Below are 21,167 nucleotides of genomic sequence, written 5' to 3' on the forward strand. Positions count from 1 at the left end.
TGAAGCAGCTTTTTTCCAGCGATGTTAATGGAGTTAAGATTTACTTAAAAATGGAGAAGTTTTATGGGAGATGTGATTCCAAATATGACGGAAACTAGGTTTAGATTTTCATTAAAGAATAAAACTGCCCGATTCTTCTGGAAGATTGTTTGGTTGTTTTTTTTCAGACCTTTCGGGCTTCGGGTATTTAGAAAATGGAGAGTCTTTTTATTAAAATGCTTTGGCGCAGAAGTAAGCTGGACCTGTACTATTCATTCCAATGTAAAGATTTGGGCCCCTTGGAATTTGGAGATGAAGCCTTATTCCTGTTTAGGACCCGAAGTCGATTGCTATAATCAGGGAAAGATTACTATTAGACACAACGCTACTGTTTCTCAGAAAGCATACTTGTGCGCATCTAGTCACGATTATACCAGTTCGAAGCATGAGCTGATTTTGGCCCCCATAACCATAGGTAGTAGAGCTTGGGTGGCTGCGGATGCATTTGTCGGACCGGGAGTTACCATAGGAGAAGGAACGGTAATAGGGGCGAGGTCGGTGGTATCTAGAGATATGCCCGACTGGATGGTCTGTGCCGGAAATCCCTGCAAGCCTTTAAAGGAAAGGGTAATATTGAAGTGAACACTCAACTATTAAAGACAATTTTGTAAGAATGATTTCTGTACTTATTTTAACAAAAAACGAAGAACAAGATTTGCCAGGTTGCCTGGCCTCTGTGTCATGGTGTGATGATGTTCATGTTTTTGACTCCTTTAGTGATGATCGGACGGTGTCGATAGCAACGGAAGCGGGCGCTCAGATTACACAACGGAAATTTGATAATTGGTCAGCGCACCAGAATTGGGGGCTGGCAAATATTCCATTTAAGCATCAATGGGTCTTGTATATAGATGCGGATGAGCGGGTATCGGATGGATTGCGCAAAGCAGTGTTGGAATTTAATGGGAATACGGACTTGGTCGCTTGTGAATTGCAGCGACGCGATTTTGCCTGGAACGGCAAATGGTTAAAGCATGCACAGATTTCTCCATATTACTTACGATTTTTCAGGCCGGATAAGATGCGGTATGAGCGGTTGGTAAACCCGGTGTCGATTCCTGACGGCCCTGTCGGTCGAATCAATGGCTTTTTAGATCACTATCCGTTCAGTAAAGGATTTCGCTACTGGTTACAAAGGCACTTAAGTTACGCCGACATGGAAGCGGCAATGCGACTAGAAGATATGGGAAAGGGTACGAAGTTCTCTTGGAGAAAAGCCCTGTTCAGTAAAGATTTTACAGAAAAGCGCTTTCATCAAAAAGGACTTTTCTATAAAATGCCTGGCAGGCCTTTTATTAAATGGTGTTATATGGTTTTTGGTCGAAGGGCTTTTTTGGACGGATCTGCCGGTACTACCTATGCGACTCTACAGGCTATCTATGAATATTTTATCATTTTGAAAACAAGAGAATTATTAAATAAGAAAAATTCCGAAAGCTAATATGAGAATTTTAATCTTTGGAATTAATTATGCTCCTGAACTCACTGGTATTGGGAAGTACACAGGGGAGATGGCTACTTGGTTGGCGAGTCAGGGGCATGAGGTGGCCGTAGTGACCGCGCCTCCTTACTATCCCGAGTGGGAGATAAATCCAGCTTACAAGGGGAAGGGTTGGCATAAGGAAAGGCGAGACGGTGTGACTGTGTATCGTGTGCCCTTATATGTTCCAAAAGAAGTGACGTCTAAAAAGCGTATTGTCCATGAATTCTCTTTTCTTGGTGGTGTCTTCCCACGTTGGTTCGCCTTGCTATTGAAAAAGAAATATGATGTGGTGATCAATATCAATCCTCCTTTTCATTTAGGTTTTTTTGCAATGCTATATGCCAAATTAAAAAGAGCTAAGCTGATTACGCACATTCAGGATTTGCAGATAGATGCAGCGAAGGATTTGGGTATGATTAAAAACGAGCGGTTGTTGCGCTTAATGTTTAAATCTGAACGCTATATCCTTAAACACAGCGACGCCATCTCGTCAATCAGTTTAGGAATGAAAAGAAAAATCTTATCGAAGGGCGTTCCCGAGCAAAAATACATGATGTTCCCGAACTGGGTCGATGAAGACGCCGTGAAGCCTTTATCGAAGAAGGAATCGCTACGGGAGGAATGGAACATACCATTAACCGATAGGGTAATTTTATATTCCGGAAATTTAGGTGAAAAGCAAGGTTTGGAGATGATTATTGATGCAGCTGAGCAGTTCAGACATCAGGATAATGTTCGATTTATTATCGTGGGAATGGGGGGTGCTAAGGAGCGCTTACAACAACTTGCCAAGACTAAAGCGCTTCCAAACATTTACTTCTATCCCTTGCAGCCTTATGCCAAGCTAAGTGCTTTGCTGGCAACTGCCGATATCCATTTGGTTTTGCAGAAAAAATCGGCCTCCGATCTGGTGATGCCCAGCAAGCTTACGGGAATTTTAGCAGCTGGTGGATGTGCATTGGTCACGGCCTTGCCAGGTACCTCACTTCATGATGTCATTGCCGATAATAAGTTAGGTTTTCTGGTAGAGCCTGAATCTGTGAGTGCACTAGTTGAAGGGCTAAAAGCAATGCTGAATACCGATTTGCAACCATATAAAGATGAGGCCAGGGCTTATGCGATGGATCATCTTTCCAAAGAGAAGATCATGCACGGTTTTGAAGAAAATATGAGGGTATTATGTAAAGAAAAAGTGAAATAAGTGTTCACTATTGAGAAGAAATGATAATTTTAAGACAAATTTGTAAAGAATGATGTATAGGCTGAAAAAAATACTATTACCAACACTTTTGCTCGCTATTGTATGCTCGTCTTGCAGAAGTAATAAAACCATCCCGTATTTTAAAAATATACCGGAATCAGAATACAACAAAATCCGTCAATCAGCATTCACTGAGCCGACTATATTGCCTGATGATATCTTGGATATTACTATACAGACAGCAGAACTTACGGCTTCGAATTCGATCAATGAGGCTGCAACGAACAATAGCGTAGTTGCCGCAGGTGGTCAACAAAGAGTTACAGGTTTTGTGGTCGATAAGGAAGGGGAAGTAGAATTACCGATTTTGGGAAGAATGAAATTGGCGGGTTTAACCAGCTACGAAGCGCGAAATCTGATTCGGGAGAAAGCGAAAAAGTATCTGATACAACCAACCGTACAAGTGCGGTTTGTGAATTTTAAAGTAACAATAATTGGAGAGGTGGGCAGGCCTTCCAGCTACACCATGCCGTCAGAGCGGGTGACGGTATTAGATGCCATTGGCTTAGCGGGCGACTTAACTATTTATGGTAAGCGGGAGAACGTGCTTTTGATAAGGGAAACACCGGAGGGTAAGGAAATGGTGCGTTTCAATCTAAATGATTCAAAATTATTCGATTCACCCTATTATTATTTGAAGCAAAACGATATCATTTATGTGGAACCGAGTAAGGGAAAAATTGCTTCTGCCGAGTCATCAAGATTTAGTATGCTAGCAGTTATTGCGTCATTGGCATCTACTGTGGTATTAATTATTACACGACTTTAATCTTTATAAGGGTATTTTACTATGCAAGAGAGTAATCAAGAAATGAAGTACAAGTCTAACGTTGATACGGGGTTTGATTTCCGGGAATACTTGGGAAGGCTAGTTCGCCTATGGCCACTTTTTCTAGTCAGCTTAATTATTTGTTTTGCCGCGGTATTTTTGTACCTGCGTTATTACGTTACACCGGCCTATCATGTGTCTGCGAAAGTTTTGATTGATGATAGCCAATCTAGCCAGGGTTCGGGTCAATATGACTTGAATGGCTTATTGGGTACAACTAGTGGAGTGGATAATCAGGTGGAAATTCTGAAGACCAGGTTCTTGATGGAATCGCTGGTGCGCGACTTGAAGTTATATGTTACGTGGTTTAATGTGGGATCATTCAGGGATGTAGAGTTGTTTGAGCCTCCTTTTGATTTGGAGTTCACCGTGAATGACGAGGTTAATAAAACATTGGCCTTATACATTAGCCCCACAGACACCGCAAAATTTAGCCTTAAGTATACTGGAGACAGTGACGAAGAAATCGTTTTGGATGATATCCCCTTTAACACCTCTTTTCAGATTGAGGGATACGGTGCTTTCAAATTGAATAAAAATAATTACTCCTTTGCTAAAGGGAAACAGACTTACAAAGTAACTATCGCACCTCTGGACAATGCCGTTGGACGGCTTAGAGGAGCCTTAAGTGCCAACATATCGAATAAATTGACTACCATTATCGACTTACAGTTCGATCATGCTATAAGAGCGAAGGGTGAATATATCTTAAAATACTACATCGACGAATACATACGGCAGAATATAAGGGACAAAAGTAGAATTGCCGACAGTACGATAGCTTTCATCGACGAGCGTATTATTTTGGTAAATGCCGAGCTAGATGGCATTGAGCAGAATATACAGCGCTTTATGCAAGACAAGGGCTTAGCTAACATTGGTGCGCAATCGCAGATTATTTTGCAGAATAGCAACGAGTACATCAAAGAATTAGCAACGCTTGAGACACGGATGATGGTGATGGATGGAGTAGAAGAGTTGTTGAGTAAGCCGGGGGGAAGAAGTTTGATTTCCGGAACAGCTCTGAACGATGGCGTAGCTGATCAAGGCTTCAATTCGATGTTGAATAATTACAACAGTCTAATTCTAGAAAAAGAGCGCTTAACCTTAGCTTATACGGCAGATCACCCCTATATCGACAATGTGAATAAACGCATAGAATCTATGAAGGCAAGTATTTTTGAGTTTATCAAAAATACACGCGAATCCCTGAATGTAAATAGAGAGCAGTTAATGAAAAGTGCTGGACAATCGCAAGGTGATATCCGACAACTACCGGCGCAGGAGCGAGCTTTCTTGGATATGTCTCGGCAACAACAGTTGAAGCAGGAACTATATTTGTTTTTACTGCAAAAGAGAGAAGAAACCGCATTGGCAAAACCGTCTAATATTTCGGGTATCCGGGTGATCGATCCGCCTAAGGCAGATGGCTCACCTTTTTCTCCAAAAAAGCAAATCATATGGTTGGGTACTTTTATTTTTGCTTTGTTGATTCCGACTGGCAAAATATATATTGAAGATATTTTTAATACGAAGGTAAGGGGGCGGGCGGATGTTGAGAAAAGAAGTTCGCTGCCGATCATAGGTGAATTGAGCCACCATACGAATACTGGTGAAGTTGTTGACTTTGATTCTTCTCGTTCACCTATTGCTGAACAATTTAGAGGCCTGCGAACAAATCTGCAATTCTTAATGCCAAATGAGCAAGACAAAGTGGTTTTAGTCACTTCAGGGATGCCAGGAGAAGGAAAATCTTTCGCATCGATCAATTTGGCAAACGTTTTTGCAGTATCAGATAAAAAGGTTTTGTTACTGGAATTTGATTTACGAAAACCCAAATTATCTAAAACCTATACGGGTAGCGGAAATGGGATATCGAATTTTATCATTGATAATCAATTGACCTTGGCAGATATGATCAAGCCGGTTAATAAAGCGGGCAATCTCTATTTCGGATCTTGTGGGCCCATTCCTCCCAACCCATCGGAATTGATTATAAACCCACGTACCCGGGAAATGTTGGCACGCGCAAGAGAAATGTTTGATATTATTATAGTGGATGCACCGCCAATTGGCGCAGTGACTGACGGACAGCTGTTAAGCGAATATTGTGACGTTTCACTATATGTGGTCCGTGCAGATTATACGCCGCGTGATCTGATCGGCCTTCCTGAAGACATGCGGAGAGAAAAGAAAATGAAAAATATGGCAGTCGTCTTAAATGATGTCAAGGAAGGCAGTGGAAGTTATTATGGTTATACATATGGCTATTATAATCAGGAAGAAGTAAAAGATAAATGGTGGAAAAGGATAGGAAAGTAGAAATTCATAGATAGATTTTTTTGTATCTGAATGTTAATAAATAATTTCTTCTACATAATATATTGAATAACATACGACTTATGAGCATAACAAAAATCTGTTGTATAGGAGCGGGCTATGTTGGTGGCCCGACGATGGCTGTGATCGCCAAGCAGTGCCCGCATATCCGGGTTACGGTTGTAGACCTGAACGAGGCGCGTATAGCAGCCTGGAACGATTCCGACGTGACGAAGATCCCGGTTTATGAGCCGGGTCTGAGCGAAGTTGTTGCCGAGGCCCGTGGCCGGAACCTTTTTTTCTCTACCGATGTTGACGGAGCGATCGATGAAGCGGAGATGGTCTTCATATCGGTGAACACGCCCACCAAGACCTACGGAGCTGGGAAGGGGCAGGCCGCGGACCTGAAATGGATCGAGCTGTGCGCGCGTCAGATAGCGCGTGTGAGCACCACGGACAAGATCGTTGTGGAGAAGTCGACACTTCCGGTGCGTACGGCGAGCACGCTGAAGGATATCCTTTCCCATACGGGCAGCGGTGCGAGCTTCCAGATCCTGTCGAACCCGGAGTTTCTGGCCGAGGGAACGGCGGTCGATGACCTGCTGAGCCCCGACCGTGTGCTGATCGGGGGTGATCAGAGCGAAGAGGGGAAGCGTGCGATCGGGTCGCTTGTTGAGGTCTATGCGAACTGGGTGCCGCGTGAGCGTATCCTGACGACGAACGTGTGGTCCTCGGAGCTTTCGAAGCTGACGGCCAATGCCTTTCTTGCGCAGCGGGTATCGTCGATCAATTCGCTTTCGGAGCTCTGCGAGCACACGGAGGCGGATGTTAGCGAGGTTTCCCGAGCGATCGGTACGGACAGCCGCATCGGTCCGAAGTTCCTGAAGGCCTCGGTCGGATTCGGGGGTTCGTGTTTCCAGAAGGATATCCTGAACCTGGTGTACATCGCGCGTACGTATGGGTTACAGGAGGTTGCCGATTACTGGGAACAGGTTATCATCATGAACGACCACCAGAAGCGGCGCTTTGCGGGCCGTATCATCCGAACGCTGTACAATACGGTTAACGGGAAGAAGATCGCCTTTCTGGGCTGGGCCTTCAAGAAGGACACGAACGACACGCGGGAATCGGCTGCGATCTATGTAGCGGACCATTTACTGCTGGAGCAGGCGGAGCTTTCGGTGTATGATCCGAAGGTGCCGGTTCAGCAGGTTTACACGGATCTGGATTACCTTGCCACGCGGAGCAGCGATGAGAACAAGTCGTTGCTGAAGGTGGTGAACGATCCCTATGAGGCGTGCAGGGATGCGCATGCCGTAGCTGTGCTGACGGAGTGGGACGAGTTTAGGGATTACGACTGGCAGCGGATCTATGACAACATGCTGAAGCCTGCCCATGTATTTGACGGCAGGAACATCCTGGACAAAGCGAAACTGGAGGCCATAGGCTTCAAGGTGAAGGCTATCGGGAGTTGATAGCCTATAGACATAGTACTATAAAAAAAAGCGTCTCTTAGATATAATTACATCTAAGAGACGCTTTTTTGTTAAATTGTTTAGCTTAGGGTATCGTGATGCGTAATCGCCGATACAGGGTTATGAGTGAATTGTTGAACTGAGGCTTTACTACCCTTTTCTTCAAGAGTCAGTTGCTTATAATAAACTTCGCCTTCGTTGCTCAGTTGATTTAACGTTTTTACATTATCATCGGCTTCCTCCTCATTAAGGTTAGCAATCACCAGAGAAATTTCTCCGTGCAAGCGCATCAGTATGTCATATCTGCTCATTGGTTTTTTTGTTGAAACTCAAACAAAGTAAGTGATAATAAGGCAGAAAATATATCGCAATTTGTTTCATACGTAATGTATAACTACCTGTTAAATATTGAGATATGTTTGTGGTTAGTTGTGTGTAGAGTTGGCGAATTTCAGATTGCTCAACAACGTCTCGTAGAAAAAAGATCAATTCAACTTAAGCATATGACTTCAGATCATGGCGATCTACCTTTATTGTTTCACTATACATTATATTCTAAATATTCAAAAAAAGACATCAAATTTAACTTATTTTTACAGATAAGTTAATGTGAAATTATTAGTAAATAATTTATCCAAATTGTAGAATAATGTGTATTTTTGTGTATGCGTTTTTTAATCAACCTAAAGCTACGCTGCATGGCGCTGGCTGCGCTTTTATTGTTATTATCCATTACAACAGCGACCTTTGGAAAGTATATTCATCGATATCATCGAAAGTCATTCTCCAATTCTGTAAAATCCCTAGTTACCGCAAATAAACTTCTCCGGGAAAAAATTGACTTTGATGTCTCATCATCAGATGACTCAACATTTGTTATATTGGCTTTTGGTCAATCCAATTCAGCTAATTCAAGTAACTTTTTGTACGAGTCGCATAATACGATCATTAATTACTATAAAGGTAATACATTTATTGCTAAGGAACCTTTGCTTGGCATGAAAGGAGGCCTGGGAGGTAGTGTCTGGACAATATTTGCTGATAAGCTGATAGATAACAGGATGTGCCGGAATGTGGTTGTAATTCCTATTGGTATAAGCGGAACCAATATTAATTGCTGGTCAAGCGGTCGTTGTAACACCGATCTAGTAGAAACACTTGGTCTTCTTCGGCAGAAAAACATTAAAGCCACTCATATATTCTGGCATCAGGGAGAAGCAGATAATAGTAGAATATCCAAAGGAAATTATAAGGATAGGTTAGTATCCATCATCAATACAGTAAGGGAGTTCGGACAGGATGCTCCGTTCTATTGCTCGATAGCTTCATATGCGCCAAAGCGTTCCGCACTAACTGGACTTGGGATTGATGCCAATATCCAGCAGGCACAGATCGAAACGATAAACGAAATGCCAAATGTGCTTGCTGGGCCGAACACAGATAAATTGATATATGCGATAGACAGGTTTGACGGGCAGCATTTTTCGGAAATAGGGTTGGATCGCTATTCGGATTTGTTGATGCAGTCGGTGATAGATGGCGCAGAGGAAATACAACAGGATTAAAAAATAGTCATCTTCGTTTGACGTTTCTTTCCTTAACAAAGTATTTATCTGTTTTTCTTACCTCGCAACCAGCCCCCCATCAATAACCAGCTCTATGCCGGTTGTATAAGATGACTCGTCAGAAGCCAGATAAAGTGCGCCATAGGCTATTTCCATCACGTTCCCTAATCTTCCCATGGGGCAAAGGTCTTTCATAAGTTCGTTTGCCTCCTCTGCGGTTCCAATAAAATCGGTCATAGGGGTAAGAATACCTCCGGGGTGTATAGCATTTACCCGTATATTATCTTTCGCAAATTCCACAGCTTGATCTTTAGTTAATAATTTTAAGCCGCCTTTTGTAGCCGAGTAGGCCGCTCCGTTGCCACCAACTATTCCAGCGATAGAAGAAATATTGACGATAGCACCACCGTTGTTTTCCTTCATGTGTGGTATACATAATTGAGTGCCAATAAATGGTCCGGTGAGGTTAACGGCAGTGACTTTATTCCACAGGTCATCCGTCGTATTTTCGGTAGTGGCACCTGCGGGATATATACCGGCATTGTTAACCAAGATATCTACCTTGCCATAAAGGGATAGCGCTTTTGTAATTACACTTTGCCAATCGGTCCTTGAGGCCACATCGTGTAAAGCATATTCAATTTGCTGGCCTGCCTGTTGTGCTTGATGCACCCAAAGCTTTAAATTTTCTTCCTGAATATCCGTTGCCAGAACCCGTGCTCCTTCATCTGCGAACAACCTGGCTATAGCTTCACCAATACCACCGGCTGCACCGGTAACTATCGCTACTTTGTCTTTAAGTCTATCCATAATTTCTTGTGTTTTTGCTGAAAAGCGCCTCCAACTGATTAATTGCAGTAAAATTAACGTATTCATTCAAGAGACTGACTGAGCCCGGTCAGTTATAAAAGTGAGATGCATTACAATTTTGAATGTTAGGTTTTGGCTATCAGGTGCTTACTTTGTCAGATTAACATTTGTTCATAAACAAGAACGTCTGGCTTTTTGAGATGCCAGACGTTCGATTTTAATCCAACCTAAACCTTATAATCATATAATCAAGTGCTGTGCCAAGAATTTTGTTTAATTGTAACATTCTAGTGGTAACCGTGGCCTATTTATACCTAGAAGCTATAACCCAGTGTAAGGCGGAAACTTCGAGGTGGTAACGATCGCCATCCATAATGAGAATAACCCCATGCTCCAGGGAAATGCCCGGTATAATTATAACGGTTCGTCAGATTGTTTACAAGTAACGATATTTGGTAATTGTCTTTTTTAAAGGTGGTGCCGAGATCTAAGAGAAAGAGATTGTCGGGCAGGTATTTTTCTTCGGTTACCGGCCATGCCGCCCGCTTGTTCTGGAATTCATAACCGGCCATAAAGCCTAGGCCCTTCAGCAAACCTTCGTCCAGCGTGTATTTGATCCATGCATTAGATATGTGTTTAGCTGTACCCAATAACATCTGGCCAACCCTGCTGGGATCATTATCTTCTGTAATTTTGGCGTCAGTATAAGCATAATTGAGCATGATATTCCATGAATTTCCAATCCTTCCATTGATATCTACCTCAATACCTTTGGATGTTGCCTCGCCCGATTGCTCTACGAAACCGGGGTTATCTGGCCCTGCTGTAGTCGTAATATTGGTGCGTGTAAGGTGATAGGCGGTAATGCCGGCCAATAAATTGCCTCCAAACCATGCTTTCTTCAATCCCACCTCCTGATTAATGCCGCGGGAAGGATCTACGGGGTCACCATTCAACTGCATACCGGTCTGCTCTTGAAAGCTTTGATCGTATAGGGCGTAGGCTGTAAGTGTTGGCGTTAGCAGCCCGGTAATACTAAATCTAGGGGTAAGTGCCGAATTGTCTACACGATTACCATTGGATGCTGCACTGGTACGTGTTGTAGTGGTATAGCGTAATCCAGCACCGATGCGCAGACGATCATTTAGCAGATGTACCTCATCCTGAAAGTGCGCAGAGTAATAGGTGTATTCGGTCAGGTACATCGCTCCACGTTCACGCAAGGGCTTGCTCCGGTCGTATACCGGAATATCGCTGGCGCTAAGGTTGCCGTAAACGGGATCGTAAATGTTGAAAGCCCCACCTACCGTATCAGGAAGGTTTGTCCAGTCGGCAACATAGAATTTTGTTCCCATGTCTAAGCCCATTAATACGTTATTCTGCGTTTGTCCTATGTTAAACTTACCTTTGGCAAACACCTGCCCAACGGTTGACGTATTGAGGGCATCGTTTGCGGCTAGGCGGCGAAAGACATTTCCCTCGGCATCAATGGAATTAAAGAAGGTATAGAGCGATTCGCCCTGCATACCGGAATTGATGTAACCAAACTGGCCCGTTAACATCCAGGTGTCTGAAAGCAGGTGGTTGATGGTTCCAAAGATATTATGCTCGCGCACGACGGTGGGTTGGATGATGGGGTCGTTAAAACTGAACCAATCGGGCACTTCCTTGAAGTTATTAAGCCCATAGGCATACTTTGAAAAACCACCGGTAAAAGCGTTCTGCGAGTAAATATATTCCGCGGTAAAATCTGTTTTATCCGATAATAAGTATTTGACCGAAGGGTTGATCACAAATTGCTCGTGAGATACGGTAATGACGTGTGAGCCTTTTTTGGTACCCATAAGATTCAAACGGCCCAAAAGTTTCCCGTCTTCCGATAGTTTGCTGTTTACATCAACCTCTCCACGGTAGAGACCAAAGCTGCCCAAGGTGAGGCGGGCGGAGCTTTCACCATCGATTTTAGGTTTCTTCGTCACAATATTATAGAAGCCACCGGGTTGTGTGTTACCCATCATGAAACCGGCGGGGCCCTTGACAAATTCTATGCGTTCAACAAAGGCCATATCCTCCCTTAACGGTCCAAAGCTACCACTAACATCCATACCGTTCCGTAAGTTTGAGGCCGAATAGCCACGAACGTAAATGCCGGCACTTCCTTCTTCCTGATGGTATACCGTCCGTGCCCCACTAACGTTCTTCGTAAAGCCCTCTGCGGTAGATAGAATAACCTGATCGTTGATCATGTTTTGATCGATAATCTGTATGTTTTGAGGGGTTACCAGCAGATTTTCTGATAACCTTAAGGTAGACGATGGTATCGTTTTTCTATTAACAGATACGGTGACAGCATCCAGCTCCTGACTGCCTGCCTGTATACTGAAATCTAAACGAAGCTTCTCTTGCCCGGTAATGGTAATAGCTTTTTCTGCCGGGGAATTAAAATAAAGTACGCGTACGGTATAGTGGCCGTCTGCCAATCCAGTAAAAGTAAAGTAGCCTTCCTCATCACTCACTGTCTGCCGGAGACCGTTGTTCAGGATGATCGTTAAATCACTTAGCGGAGTATCATGATGATCGGTGATTCTTCCGGATATTTCACCGGAGCCTTGTGCAAGGCTGCGCAAGGGAAGAACAGAAATTAAGAAAAGGAGCATAAGAACGCAAGCCTTCCTGTTTTTTATGTAAAAAAGCATATAAACCATTTTATTTAGAATGAGTATAATTAAATTCGCTGCAAATTTAGTTCGATGGCATGCTGCCGGCTTTCGAATTTGGTAGAAATGCTTTTTAGTTTGGTATAATTTTAACAGCAGTAATGGAGCGTGTTTTTCGTACGACTTATATTCACAATTCTCAGGCTTTTAACATCTGTGAGCATGTCTATACGTGCCGGCAAGATTGTACACAGCATTTCCATACAGAAGGAGAGGGGCTTATTGAGATTAGTTTCTTTCTAAATCCTGTTCGTTTGAAGGACAAGATCAACGGCGTGGAAAATGAGTATCTTCCGAATCACGCCTACATTTATTATACACCAAAAAATGCCGATGTGGAAGTATATCTTCGTAAAGGCAATAGCTACCGCAATCTTGATATCTATATCTCCCCTTCTTTTTTCAATGAATGGGCCACATCCAATATTTCGATAAAGGAGTTTATTCGTAAGGTTTCGTATAATCAATATGCACGATTATTTAACAAAGGGATACCTATCACACTTGAGGTAGCTCATTTACTGGAAGATATGAGAACCTGTAAGTTGGAGGGAATCAGTAGAGATTATTTCGTAAGAGCGAAGGTAAATCATTTGCTCAGTTTACTTTTTGAAAAGGCTGAGTCTGATGCAGACCGAACGATTACACAAACTAAAGGGGAGCTGGGAGATCGCGATAAACAGCTTTTCGAGGACGTGAAAAACCTGATCACGGCTAATGCAGAGCGCTTTTTTACCATAGCATACCTATCCAAAGCCTTTGGGATTAATACGTTCAAGCTCAAAAAGGGCTTCAAGGAGTTATATGGGATGGGTATTTTTGAATATACAACCAAAATCCGGATGGCAAAGGCCATAGATTTAATCCGTAACACGGATTATTCACTGAAGGAAATCGCATTCAAAGTAGGTTATGCCGCACCATCATCTTTCTGTGTGGCCTTTAAAAAGGCTTTTGGCGTGGCTCCCGGACATTATCGCTAAGTTTTTACACCCCTTTTATGCCGGAAGCTCATTCGTAATGGCATTTCTACCTTAGATTTGCCCTTTGCAGTACTGGTCCCAATAAGCTGTGAACAATTTTTGTCCGAATTTGGTAAACCCCATACCTAAGCCGGGTGTTGGCGTGAATTCGCCAAATACGGCACCCTTGGAGGTGGCATAAAAATCTATTCTTACAAAGATACCATAGATTTTGCTCAGCTTTTTTACTTGTTCAACCATTTCATCAAAACATTTTGGTTTGGCTTGCTCTGATATATTGTCATAAGGAAAAGAAAAGAGTAAGGGTTTCATCGGAATCCAATCTTCGTTGAAAAAACTACGAGTCCCACCGTGATTGCCAAACCTGTTGATCACACTGATGCCCGCAATTTTACCATTAAAACAGTAAAATTTATAATCGACCGGAATCAAGTATTCCCCGGCTTCATTCTGTAAAAATTCTTCTACGAGAATATGTTGGTTAGGGAACTCGCTTACGCATGCTCTTAATAAAAGAACAATCTCTTCGGGCGAATAACGTTTATTGTCGAGCAAATTTAATCCATCGTTCATAAGGAAAACCCCTGTGCAGCCGCTTCCCCTTGTTGGGCGAATAACGTATTGAGCGGGCAGTGTCGAAAAGTCGATTTTCTCTACATTCCGCCCTTTCCAGTAGAGTTCGGAGGTTTTACAACCGTTTAACTGTGCAAATTCCTTCGCATTGAGCTTGTTACTTAATCGCCTTTGCCATAAGTTTTCATCGCGCCATTCATTCAGGGGATGCTTTTGTGTTAACCACAGTCTTCTAAGCGGTTCTGCCTCCCGCCATAATAAATGATGCCTGCGCTTGATTCGGTTGGAAAATTCACCACCACTATTAAAGCGATAATTGATCCGTCCCAGCATATGGTGACCGATATGTTCCAGCATAATTGAAAAAAATTTATAATAATAATTGATAAATAGTTTAATATAGTTCGATATAGCACTATAAAAATAGTTAGTTTTATTTGATAATAGCCGCGAAATAGGGACACGTTTCACCTCACAGTTTTTCATATTTAGAATTGCCTGTTATCAAAAAGTGTTCATAAAGAGGGAGTTGTTTGCTTGGTTCGTTTGGTTATTTACTATGAGATTAAATCGTTTGAAGAAGCAAGAAAAAAATGTGAAGCTTTTTTTTGAAGATAATTATATTTGAAGTGCTAAGTCAAATTTCTTTAACTTTACTTCCATTAACGTATTTATTGGCTATTTGCTTGTAATCCCAGCCATTAACGTTCGAAATTGCTCGCTTTTGTCGTTTTTCACATTATTTGATGTGTCATATATCCTTGAACATTTTTCTTATTGGTGTAAAGGTTTGAGATATTTGACGATAGATTTTCCCATAATTTGGTATTCCACCATGATAACGCTAATGCTATATTTGCCCTATATTTTGAGAACTGCTAATGAGAAACCAGTAAAATGGATAAACATTACGGAGAAATCATCGAACGGGTGATGAGAACGAATGATTATGGTATCTGTAGCGTAATCGATTAGGGAGGCGTTTATCTGAACAAGACCGCTAAAGCAACCGAACCATGAAATATAAAATCATCCTTTTTTCCCTCCCTGCACTTGTGTTATTGTTAAATACAACTTGTGGCAAAAACGAGGCGCACTGTTTGTCAACAGATCTTGGCTGGATATTGCCTTCCATTGAAGACACCTATGGCTGTACGGATACACGCCGAAGCCTCGACATTGCGCTGAACAACGATTATACGGTAATCAGCAACAAAGCCGAGTATGATGAAAAGGTAACAGGCGAATGCCATCCTGATATCGTATTTGATAAATACGATCTGTTGATAGGAAAAAAGGGTTTTGGGACAGGTAATAGCTCGATCCATTACGAGTTAAGGGGTGATTGTAAGGGTAACAAAATATTACATGTGAGTTTCTATCAGGGCTGGACTACCGAGGCACCCAGTGTTACGTATCACGTCTTACTCCCGAAAGCAGAAGACAACCAGGAGATTATCGTGGAGACAACAATCATTTCTGACTGATATCGATTGAACTAAAATTTTATTGTCATCACCCTACCGGCGAGGAAAGCCTTGATAATTTTAAACTAATTTATTAGTTTTGGTGACTAATTAATTTTTATGAAATATTTGTTTACACTATCGGTCTTGTTATTGTTGAATATTAGTGTCCTGGCGCAGGATAGGCCAAGTGATTCGTTCAACATGGCTATTGCAATCACGGACGCCGATGCCGAAGATTACTTAGCCCCCTTAAAAATGCTCAAAAACATTCCAATAGCGCAAGAAGATCAAGCTGGGTTAAGTATGTGGCTTCAGGCCATGACGACCTACTATTCTTTTCTAGGAGACTATGATAGCACGTTATATTACAGCGATCAGCGATACCTGAGTATAATAGATAGTTTAAAAGTCGAGTGCGATACCGCTTTTGTCAAGACGCATGAATTTATTGATGCTGCTGATTATATCATAAGCCAGTCGGCCAAGCACCAGATCACCATGATGAATGAAGCGCATCATATCCCTTATCATCGTGCTTTTGTAACGGAAATGCTCCGGGGTTTTTATAATGCCGGATACCGGTATCTTGCGGTAGAGACATTGGAAGATTCGATGATAAACAGTAGCGGGGAATTTAGTTATAAAACTGGTTATTACAGTCGCGAACCCCTTTTTGGAGAACTTATGAGGCATGGCTTACACTTAGGTTTCCAATTGGTTCCTTATGAGTCGAAGCAGCCCTGCGATAATAAAGGTGCAGACCGTAATTACTGCAACAGTTTTCGTGATTCAGTCATGGCGGTAAACCTTGGCAAAATCATAGCCAAAGATCCTCAGGCAAAGATATTGGTGTATGCAGGTTATGACCACATACATAAGGGTAACGCCAATGGCTGGAAGAAAATGGGCCAGTATATTAAGCAGATTACCGGAATAGAGCCTTTTGCTATTGATCAGACTAAAGAAATCGAACACTTTTATCCGCAACTGGAGACCAAGGAATTCACTGCTGTAAATAATCTTCGACAGATAAGCAGACCTGTGATTGCGATGAATGATGGGAAAGCGTGGCATGGCGAATTTGTGGATGTTTCCATAATATTTCCAAGATATCGAGGAGAGGCTAGACCTGGTTTTTATCAAATAGCCGGATTGCGTAAACCTTACAAGGTCAAATTTGAACAACTCACCCAAGGGCAAACGGTACAGGCATTTTATGCAAATGAAGCACCGGGATGGCGAATTCCCGCAGATCAGTATCTGGTGAGCGACAAGGACAATGTGTTGTATCTGTTTCCAGGGCGCTATCATATCGAGATAAAAAATAGTGATGGTGAAATATTGGTTAAAGAAGAAGTAATAGTGAAAGGTTTGTAATCACGGTAGCTTGGATAAAGGAGACGTGCAACCGAAAAATAAGATTTAGAAATAATATCAGCTAGTTATTTTACTTTGATATCATTATAGCTTGCATAGTGCCATATACAGCTATCGTGGGATATCGTGTCCGGTCTATCATCAGTCCATAAGGTAGGTCAGGTATTTCGAAATTTACTTTTTTGTTGCGAATTCATCGGTTATCATTAGATTTGAGGATAAACGACGATACATTATATTACTAGACTATGGCCATAAATTATTTACTACGAGTCTTTTTTCTCTGCTTATCAATCGTGGCCCTATCAGGCACCGCACTTTCTGCCCAAACCGTAAATATTCAGGTATCAGACATCAAATCATCCAATGGGCAGATCCTTTTGGCTGTCTTTAAGAATGAGGAGAGCTTCAAATCCGAAAAGCCAGAGTTTCGGCAGGTATTCAAAAAGTCAACCTTGAAAGATGGTAAGATGCAACTATCAATTGAACTACCTGAAGGATCATATGGCATTACCGTAGTAGATGATGAAAACAGTAACGGCAAACTAGATAAAAACATGGTTGGCATACCGAAGGAAGGGGTGGCGTTCTCGAACTTTTATCTTTCGGGAATGAAGAAACCGAAATTCGGCGATTTCAGTTTTCAACTTGCAAAACCATCTGCTCAAATAACCTGCAAAATGCGCTATTTTTAAGTTGATAAATCGTTGAAAGATTGGTTTACTTATTTTTGCGGTTTCTAATTAAGAAGAACTGGTCGATATAATATTTAGGAAGCTGAAATTGTTAAAGCCGCTATTGGTATGCTAAATTTAAGTAATACCTTACTGATCTTCCAGCCCCCTCTTGTACCAATACTCCCATTTCGTTTAAAAGTTGTAAATCACGTGTAGCCGTAGCCTTTGAAACCTTCGTGATACCCATGTATTTTTTGGCGGTCATTCCACCTTCAAAACCATCGGTTCCTTTGTCCATCATTTTGTTTATTGCTTTCATTTGCCTGTCGTCAAGCTGATTTTTATGACGATCAAAGAACTGCGCTTTCTTCAACGTAAATTGCATCATGGTCTTCGCATCACGCTGTGCATCTAAGATGACGTTTGCAAAATAGTCAATCCAAGCAGTGATATCCAACGAGCGCTGTGCTTCTTTCAAAGCGGCGTAATATGCGTTTTTGTTTGCTTCGATCGTTTTGGATAGGCTTAGCATGACGGGACGTCCAAGTGATTGTGACAACGCTTTCTCCGCTATTGCCCGCCCGATACGACCGTTGCCATCTTCAAAGGGATGAACTGATTCGAAATAGAGGTGTGCAACGGCCGATTTCAATATGGCTTTAGGCACCTGCCCATTTAGTGGAAAGGTTGCCAAATTGTACCAGTCGACAAATGCTCCCATTTCATGCTGCACCCGTGTCGATGGAGGCGCCTCATAATGGATAACTTCGCGGCCGTAGGCACCTGAAACCACCTGCATGGGGGCGTCCCCTTGCCGCCATTCACCTGGATTGATCCGGTTTGCGTTGACAAACAGCAGGCGGTGCCAAGATTTGATCATCGCCGAAGTCAACAGCTCTTGAAAGGTTTTTCTGACCTCCACCATCAAATGGGCTACTCCTACTGCTTGTTGATCTTTGATATATATTGGCGTATTGTTCAGACCGAGGTTATTCCGGATGGAAGACATCACGTCTTCACGACTTACATATTCGCCCTCAATTGCTGAAGTCTTTACAGCTTCGGACAGCATGAGCTGGAGTAGTGCTTCCTGTTGGAGTTCACTGGACAACCCTTGAATAAGGCCGTTCACCTCACCAGTTTCCTGTGCGAACGCAAGAATCAATGGTTGCACTTCTTCTACGTTGTAGTTAAAATTAGGCCATCCTTGTAGCTGCCAATTATATGCCATGAGCCGATTATATTTCTTAATTGGCTCAAATATACATATAAAATGAGCCGATTACAAGTTTTATTCGGCTCATTTGCCCAATCCTTCACGATATATGGATTGTTGATATATAGTTAAAGTTTGCGATGTGGTCGTAGTTTTCATTATTATTGCAGCTACTGAAACTGTCACCAAGCTTTGTTCATTTCGCTGAACTTACTTCCACACAACCTGTCCGCCGGCAGTTTCTATCTTGTCCTTTCCTTGCCAGAAAACGGGGATTACCCCTATAGAATTAGCGTCAACGGGATCAACATTATACTGTTTACCATCATTGGGAATAATTTTCAAATCCCACACGAAACCAAAAGGACCGGTTTGCCTGTAATCAGATCCGATTAGCAGGTATTTTCCGTCTGGAGAGAAAACCGGCTCCGCTTCCTTGAAATTGCTTGTGGTAACCTGTGTGAGCTGTTCACCATTTATATCCAAGGTGTAAATGTGTTTATCAATACGTAGCGCAAGCTGGGTACCATCATGATTGACGGTCAGGTCGCCCCAATCTTCATAATCCATTTGTTTCACGAGCTTTCCGCCAGTATAAGGCGGAGCCGAACGGATAATGTATTTTCCGTGGGTAAGCAGAATTTCGTTGTTGGGAAGCCAGCACCGAGTTTCGTTCATTTCGAAGCGCTCGCCGTTGATATCGCTCAGTCGCGCAACGAATTCGCCGTTGGTTTTCAAAATCGTAATTCCGTCTTCATAGTCGTTAGATGTAACAAGGATAAATTGGTTGTCGAAAGATAATTGACCATGGCAATACGGGTTGCCGGCGGGGCTGTTGTAAATGAACTCTTCTACTATACCTCCATCTTTCAAATTGCTTAACGTGAACCGCACATCATACTGTCCTAATGTACTTGCATTGACTGCGGTCAATCGGTATTTACCATCTTTGGATACATCAAAACTGTTCAGTTTGCCCTTGTCGGGAATGAAAGATCCCCCGGTACCGCTGGGTAATTCTACCTTTATGATGCCCTCTGTGGCCCAATCGTAATAAATCGTGCCCGTCAGGTCTTGTGGATAAAAGTTTTCTCCCCCGGCACCATCCCCATCGGGTTGCGTATCGCTATCCTTCGAGCAGGAAAGTATGAAGAATGATAATAACAGTGAAGTGATATAAACGCCAAAGCGACATGTTTTCATAGATCGATATTTACCTAGCAAATATAGGTGTTATATCCACTTAGATAAATCCCCGAAAAGCGGTATTTTTATCTCCCTTTGGGGCCCACGCCTTACAAGCACAATTAACTTTTCTGGTTCATTTGTTGATGTTTCTTCCCCCAACTTTCAAGTTGTTTAATGATCGGCTTTAATTCGTAGCCAATTGGCGTGAGTTCGTATTCCACGCGTGGAGGGACCTCCGCGTAAACCGTCCGGGTCAAAATGTTTTGCTCTTCTAGTTTTCGAAGTTGCAAGGTAAGCATACGCTCCGTAATGTTGGGTAAAAGCCTCCTAAGGGCTCCAAATCGTAGTTTTCCGTTGAGCAACCAGGAACAAATGACCAAAGCCCATTGCCCACCAATAAGGTTAGCGGCATACACTTCCGGACATTCATCGGCTAATGCCTGCTTGTTCGCAAAATTTGTAGATGATTCCTTAATCTTAGACATTACTTACTTTTTTTATAGTATCATACAATAGGTTGCTAATGTACAAAATTTGAGGTAAGCTGTTTATGTTTGCATCAGATAAGTTTAATCAATGATATGAAAACACTGGTAATTGTTACCCATCCCGATATTAAAAGCTCGAAAGTGAACAGGCGGTGGGTGGAAGAATTAAAAAAGTATCCTGATCAATATGTTGTGCATCAGCTGTATGAAGTTTATCCTGATGAAAAAATTGATGTGTTGGCCGAGCAAAAACTGGTGGAGCAATACGACAAAATTGTATTCCAGTTTCCTTATTATTGGTTTAATTGCCCTCCACTTTTTAAGAAATGGTTAGACGAGGTGCTGACTTACGGTTGGGCCTATGGCAGTAAAAGTGGTTACAAGGTGTCGGGAAAGAAAGTGGCGCTGGCGATGTCAGTAGGGGTTGATGAACATGAGTATGGTTCGGGAGAAAGATATAAATATACCATGGAGGAATTGACCCGGCCGTTCGAGCTATCGTTTGAATATGTAAAGGCTGATTACCGACCGTTTTTTGCTTACTATGGGATAGAGTTAAATTCTTCTGATGAATGGATAGAACGTAGTGTTCCGCTATATAGGAAGTTTTTGGAATCGCTTTAAGCTGGGTGAAACTAAATAGGCCATGCCGCGTTTTACGCCAAGATAGAAAAAATAAGATATGCTTAATTTCCCCA

The 21,167-nt window shown here is 42.3% G+C and carries 19 protein-coding genes; 12 read left to right on the plus strand and 7 right to left on the minus strand.

Going from position 1 to position 21,167, the window contains the following annotated elements; genetic code table 11:
* Nucleotides 1-63 precede the first annotated feature (63 nt).
* The 6 genes from H8S90_RS08710 (at nt 64) to H8S90_RS08735 (ending at nt 7,406) form a co-directional block, all read left to right on the plus strand.
* Nucleotides 64-621: a putative colanic acid biosynthesis acetyltransferase gene (locus tag H8S90_RS08710; RefSeq protein WP_187342166.1), complete on the plus strand. Its 558-nt coding sequence runs from the start codon at nt 64-66 to the stop codon at nt 619-621.
* A gap of 31 nt (nt 622-652) precedes the next feature.
* Entirely contained in the window at nt 653-1,480 is an 828-nt protein-coding gene (locus H8S90_RS08715) for a glycosyltransferase family 2 protein (RefSeq protein ID WP_187342167.1), read from the plus strand.
* A gap of 1 nt (nt 1,481) precedes the next feature.
* The gene (locus tag H8S90_RS08720) at nt 1,482-2,723 is read left to right on the plus strand and encodes a WcaI family glycosyltransferase (RefSeq protein WP_187342168.1); all 1,242 of its coding nucleotides are present in this window, start codon (nt 1,482-1,484) and stop codon (nt 2,721-2,723) included.
* 49 nt (nt 2,724-2,772) lie between these two features.
* On the plus strand, nt 2,773-3,552 hold the full coding sequence (locus tag H8S90_RS08725; protein ID WP_255501874.1) for a polysaccharide biosynthesis/export family protein: 780 nt from the start codon (nt 2,773-2,775) through the stop codon (nt 3,550-3,552).
* Between the two features lie 21 nt (nt 3,553-3,573).
* Entirely contained in the window at nt 3,574-5,934 is a 2,361-nt protein-coding gene (locus H8S90_RS08730; RefSeq protein ID WP_187342169.1) for a tyrosine-protein kinase, read from the plus strand.
* Between the two features lie 80 nt (nt 5,935-6,014).
* Nucleotides 6,015-7,406, plus strand: a complete 1,392-nt coding sequence (locus H8S90_RS08735; protein ID WP_187342170.1) for a UDP-glucose 6-dehydrogenase — start codon at nt 6,015-6,017, stop codon at nt 7,404-7,406.
* Nucleotides 7,407-7,486: 80 nt separating this feature from the next.
* Here H8S90_RS08735 and H8S90_RS08740 read toward each other — a convergent pair whose 3' ends face one another.
* On the minus strand, nt 7,487-7,717 hold the full coding sequence (locus H8S90_RS08740; protein ID WP_187342171.1) for a hypothetical protein: 231 nt from the start codon (nt 7,715-7,717) through the stop codon (nt 7,487-7,489).
* Between the two features lie 387 nt (nt 7,718-8,104).
* Between H8S90_RS08740 and H8S90_RS08745 the strand changes: the two genes are divergently transcribed.
* Nucleotides 8,105-8,971, plus strand: coding sequence for a sialate O-acetylesterase (locus H8S90_RS08745; RefSeq protein WP_187342172.1), 867 nt, complete (start codon nt 8,105-8,107; stop codon nt 8,969-8,971).
* A 57-nt stretch (nt 8,972-9,028) separates the two neighbouring features.
* Here H8S90_RS08745 and H8S90_RS08750 read toward each other — a convergent pair whose 3' ends face one another.
* Together H8S90_RS08750 and H8S90_RS08755 are read right to left on the minus strand one after the other, a co-directional pair.
* Nucleotides 9,029-9,781 carry an SDR family NAD(P)-dependent oxidoreductase gene (locus H8S90_RS08750; RefSeq protein WP_187342173.1) on the minus strand — a complete coding sequence of 251 codons (753 nt, stop codon included), beginning with the start codon at nt 9,779-9,781 and terminating at the stop codon, nt 9,029-9,031.
* A gap of 314 nt (nt 9,782-10,095) precedes the next feature.
* A complete protein-coding gene (locus H8S90_RS08755; RefSeq protein ID WP_255501876.1) occupies nt 10,096-12,477 on the minus strand; it encodes a carboxypeptidase regulatory-like domain-containing protein in 2,382 nt (793 codons plus the stop codon).
* A gap of 122 nt (nt 12,478-12,599) precedes the next feature.
* Between H8S90_RS08755 and H8S90_RS08760 the strand changes: the two genes are divergently transcribed.
* Entirely contained in the window at nt 12,600-13,481 is an 882-nt protein-coding gene (locus tag H8S90_RS08760) for a helix-turn-helix transcriptional regulator (protein WP_187342174.1), read from the plus strand.
* Nucleotides 13,482-13,532: 51 nt separating this feature from the next.
* On the opposite strand, the gene H8S90_RS08765 is transcribed toward H8S90_RS08760, so the two are convergent.
* Entirely contained in the window at nt 13,533-14,411 is an 879-nt protein-coding gene (locus H8S90_RS08765) for an ATP-grasp fold amidoligase family protein (protein WP_187342175.1), read from the minus strand.
* A 659-nt stretch (nt 14,412-15,070) separates the two neighbouring features.
* Between H8S90_RS08765 and H8S90_RS08770 the strand changes: the two genes are divergently transcribed.
* The 3 genes from H8S90_RS08770 to H8S90_RS08780 all read left to right on the plus strand — a co-directional run bounded on the left by H8S90_RS08770 (nt 15,071) and on the right by H8S90_RS08780 (nt 17,595).
* Complete coding sequence (locus tag H8S90_RS08770) at nt 15,071-15,541, plus strand: hypothetical protein (RefSeq protein WP_187342176.1); 471 nt, start codon at nt 15,071-15,073, stop codon at nt 15,539-15,541.
* 99 nt (nt 15,542-15,640) lie between these two features.
* The gene (locus H8S90_RS08775; protein WP_187342177.1) at nt 15,641-16,900 is read left to right on the plus strand and encodes a hypothetical protein; all 1,260 of its coding nucleotides are present in this window, start codon (nt 15,641-15,643) and stop codon (nt 16,898-16,900) included.
* Between the two features lie 248 nt (nt 16,901-17,148).
* Nucleotides 17,149-17,595: a DUF2141 domain-containing protein gene (locus H8S90_RS08780; protein ID WP_187342178.1), complete on the plus strand. Its 447-nt coding sequence runs from the start codon at nt 17,149-17,151 to the stop codon at nt 17,593-17,595.
* 100 nt (nt 17,596-17,695) lie between these two features.
* On the opposite strand, the gene H8S90_RS08785 is transcribed toward H8S90_RS08780, so the two are convergent.
* The 3 genes from H8S90_RS08785 to H8S90_RS08795 form a co-directional block, all read right to left on the minus strand.
* On the minus strand, nt 17,696-18,808 hold the full coding sequence (locus H8S90_RS08785; RefSeq protein WP_187342179.1) for a Fic family protein: 1,113 nt from the start codon (nt 18,806-18,808) through the stop codon (nt 17,696-17,698).
* A gap of 195 nt (nt 18,809-19,003) precedes the next feature.
* Nucleotides 19,004-19,996: a PD40 domain-containing protein gene (locus H8S90_RS08790; RefSeq protein WP_187342180.1), complete on the minus strand. Its 993-nt coding sequence runs from the start codon at nt 19,994-19,996 to the stop codon at nt 19,004-19,006.
* Nucleotides 19,997-20,100: 104 nt separating this feature from the next.
* On the minus strand, nt 20,101-20,466 hold the full coding sequence (locus H8S90_RS08795) for a helix-turn-helix domain-containing protein (RefSeq protein ID WP_187342181.1): 366 nt from the start codon (nt 20,464-20,466) through the stop codon (nt 20,101-20,103).
* Nucleotides 20,467-20,562: 96 nt separating this feature from the next.
* Between H8S90_RS08795 and H8S90_RS08800 the strand changes: the two genes are divergently transcribed.
* Entirely contained in the window at nt 20,563-21,093 is a 531-nt protein-coding gene (locus H8S90_RS08800; protein WP_187342182.1) for an NAD(P)H-dependent oxidoreductase, read from the plus strand.
* The last annotated feature ends 74 nt before the right edge of the window (nt 21,094-21,167 follow it).

Source organism: Olivibacter sp. SDN3 (assembly GCF_014334135.1).
GTDB lineage: Bacteria > Bacteroidota > Bacteroidia > Sphingobacteriales > Sphingobacteriaceae > Olivibacter.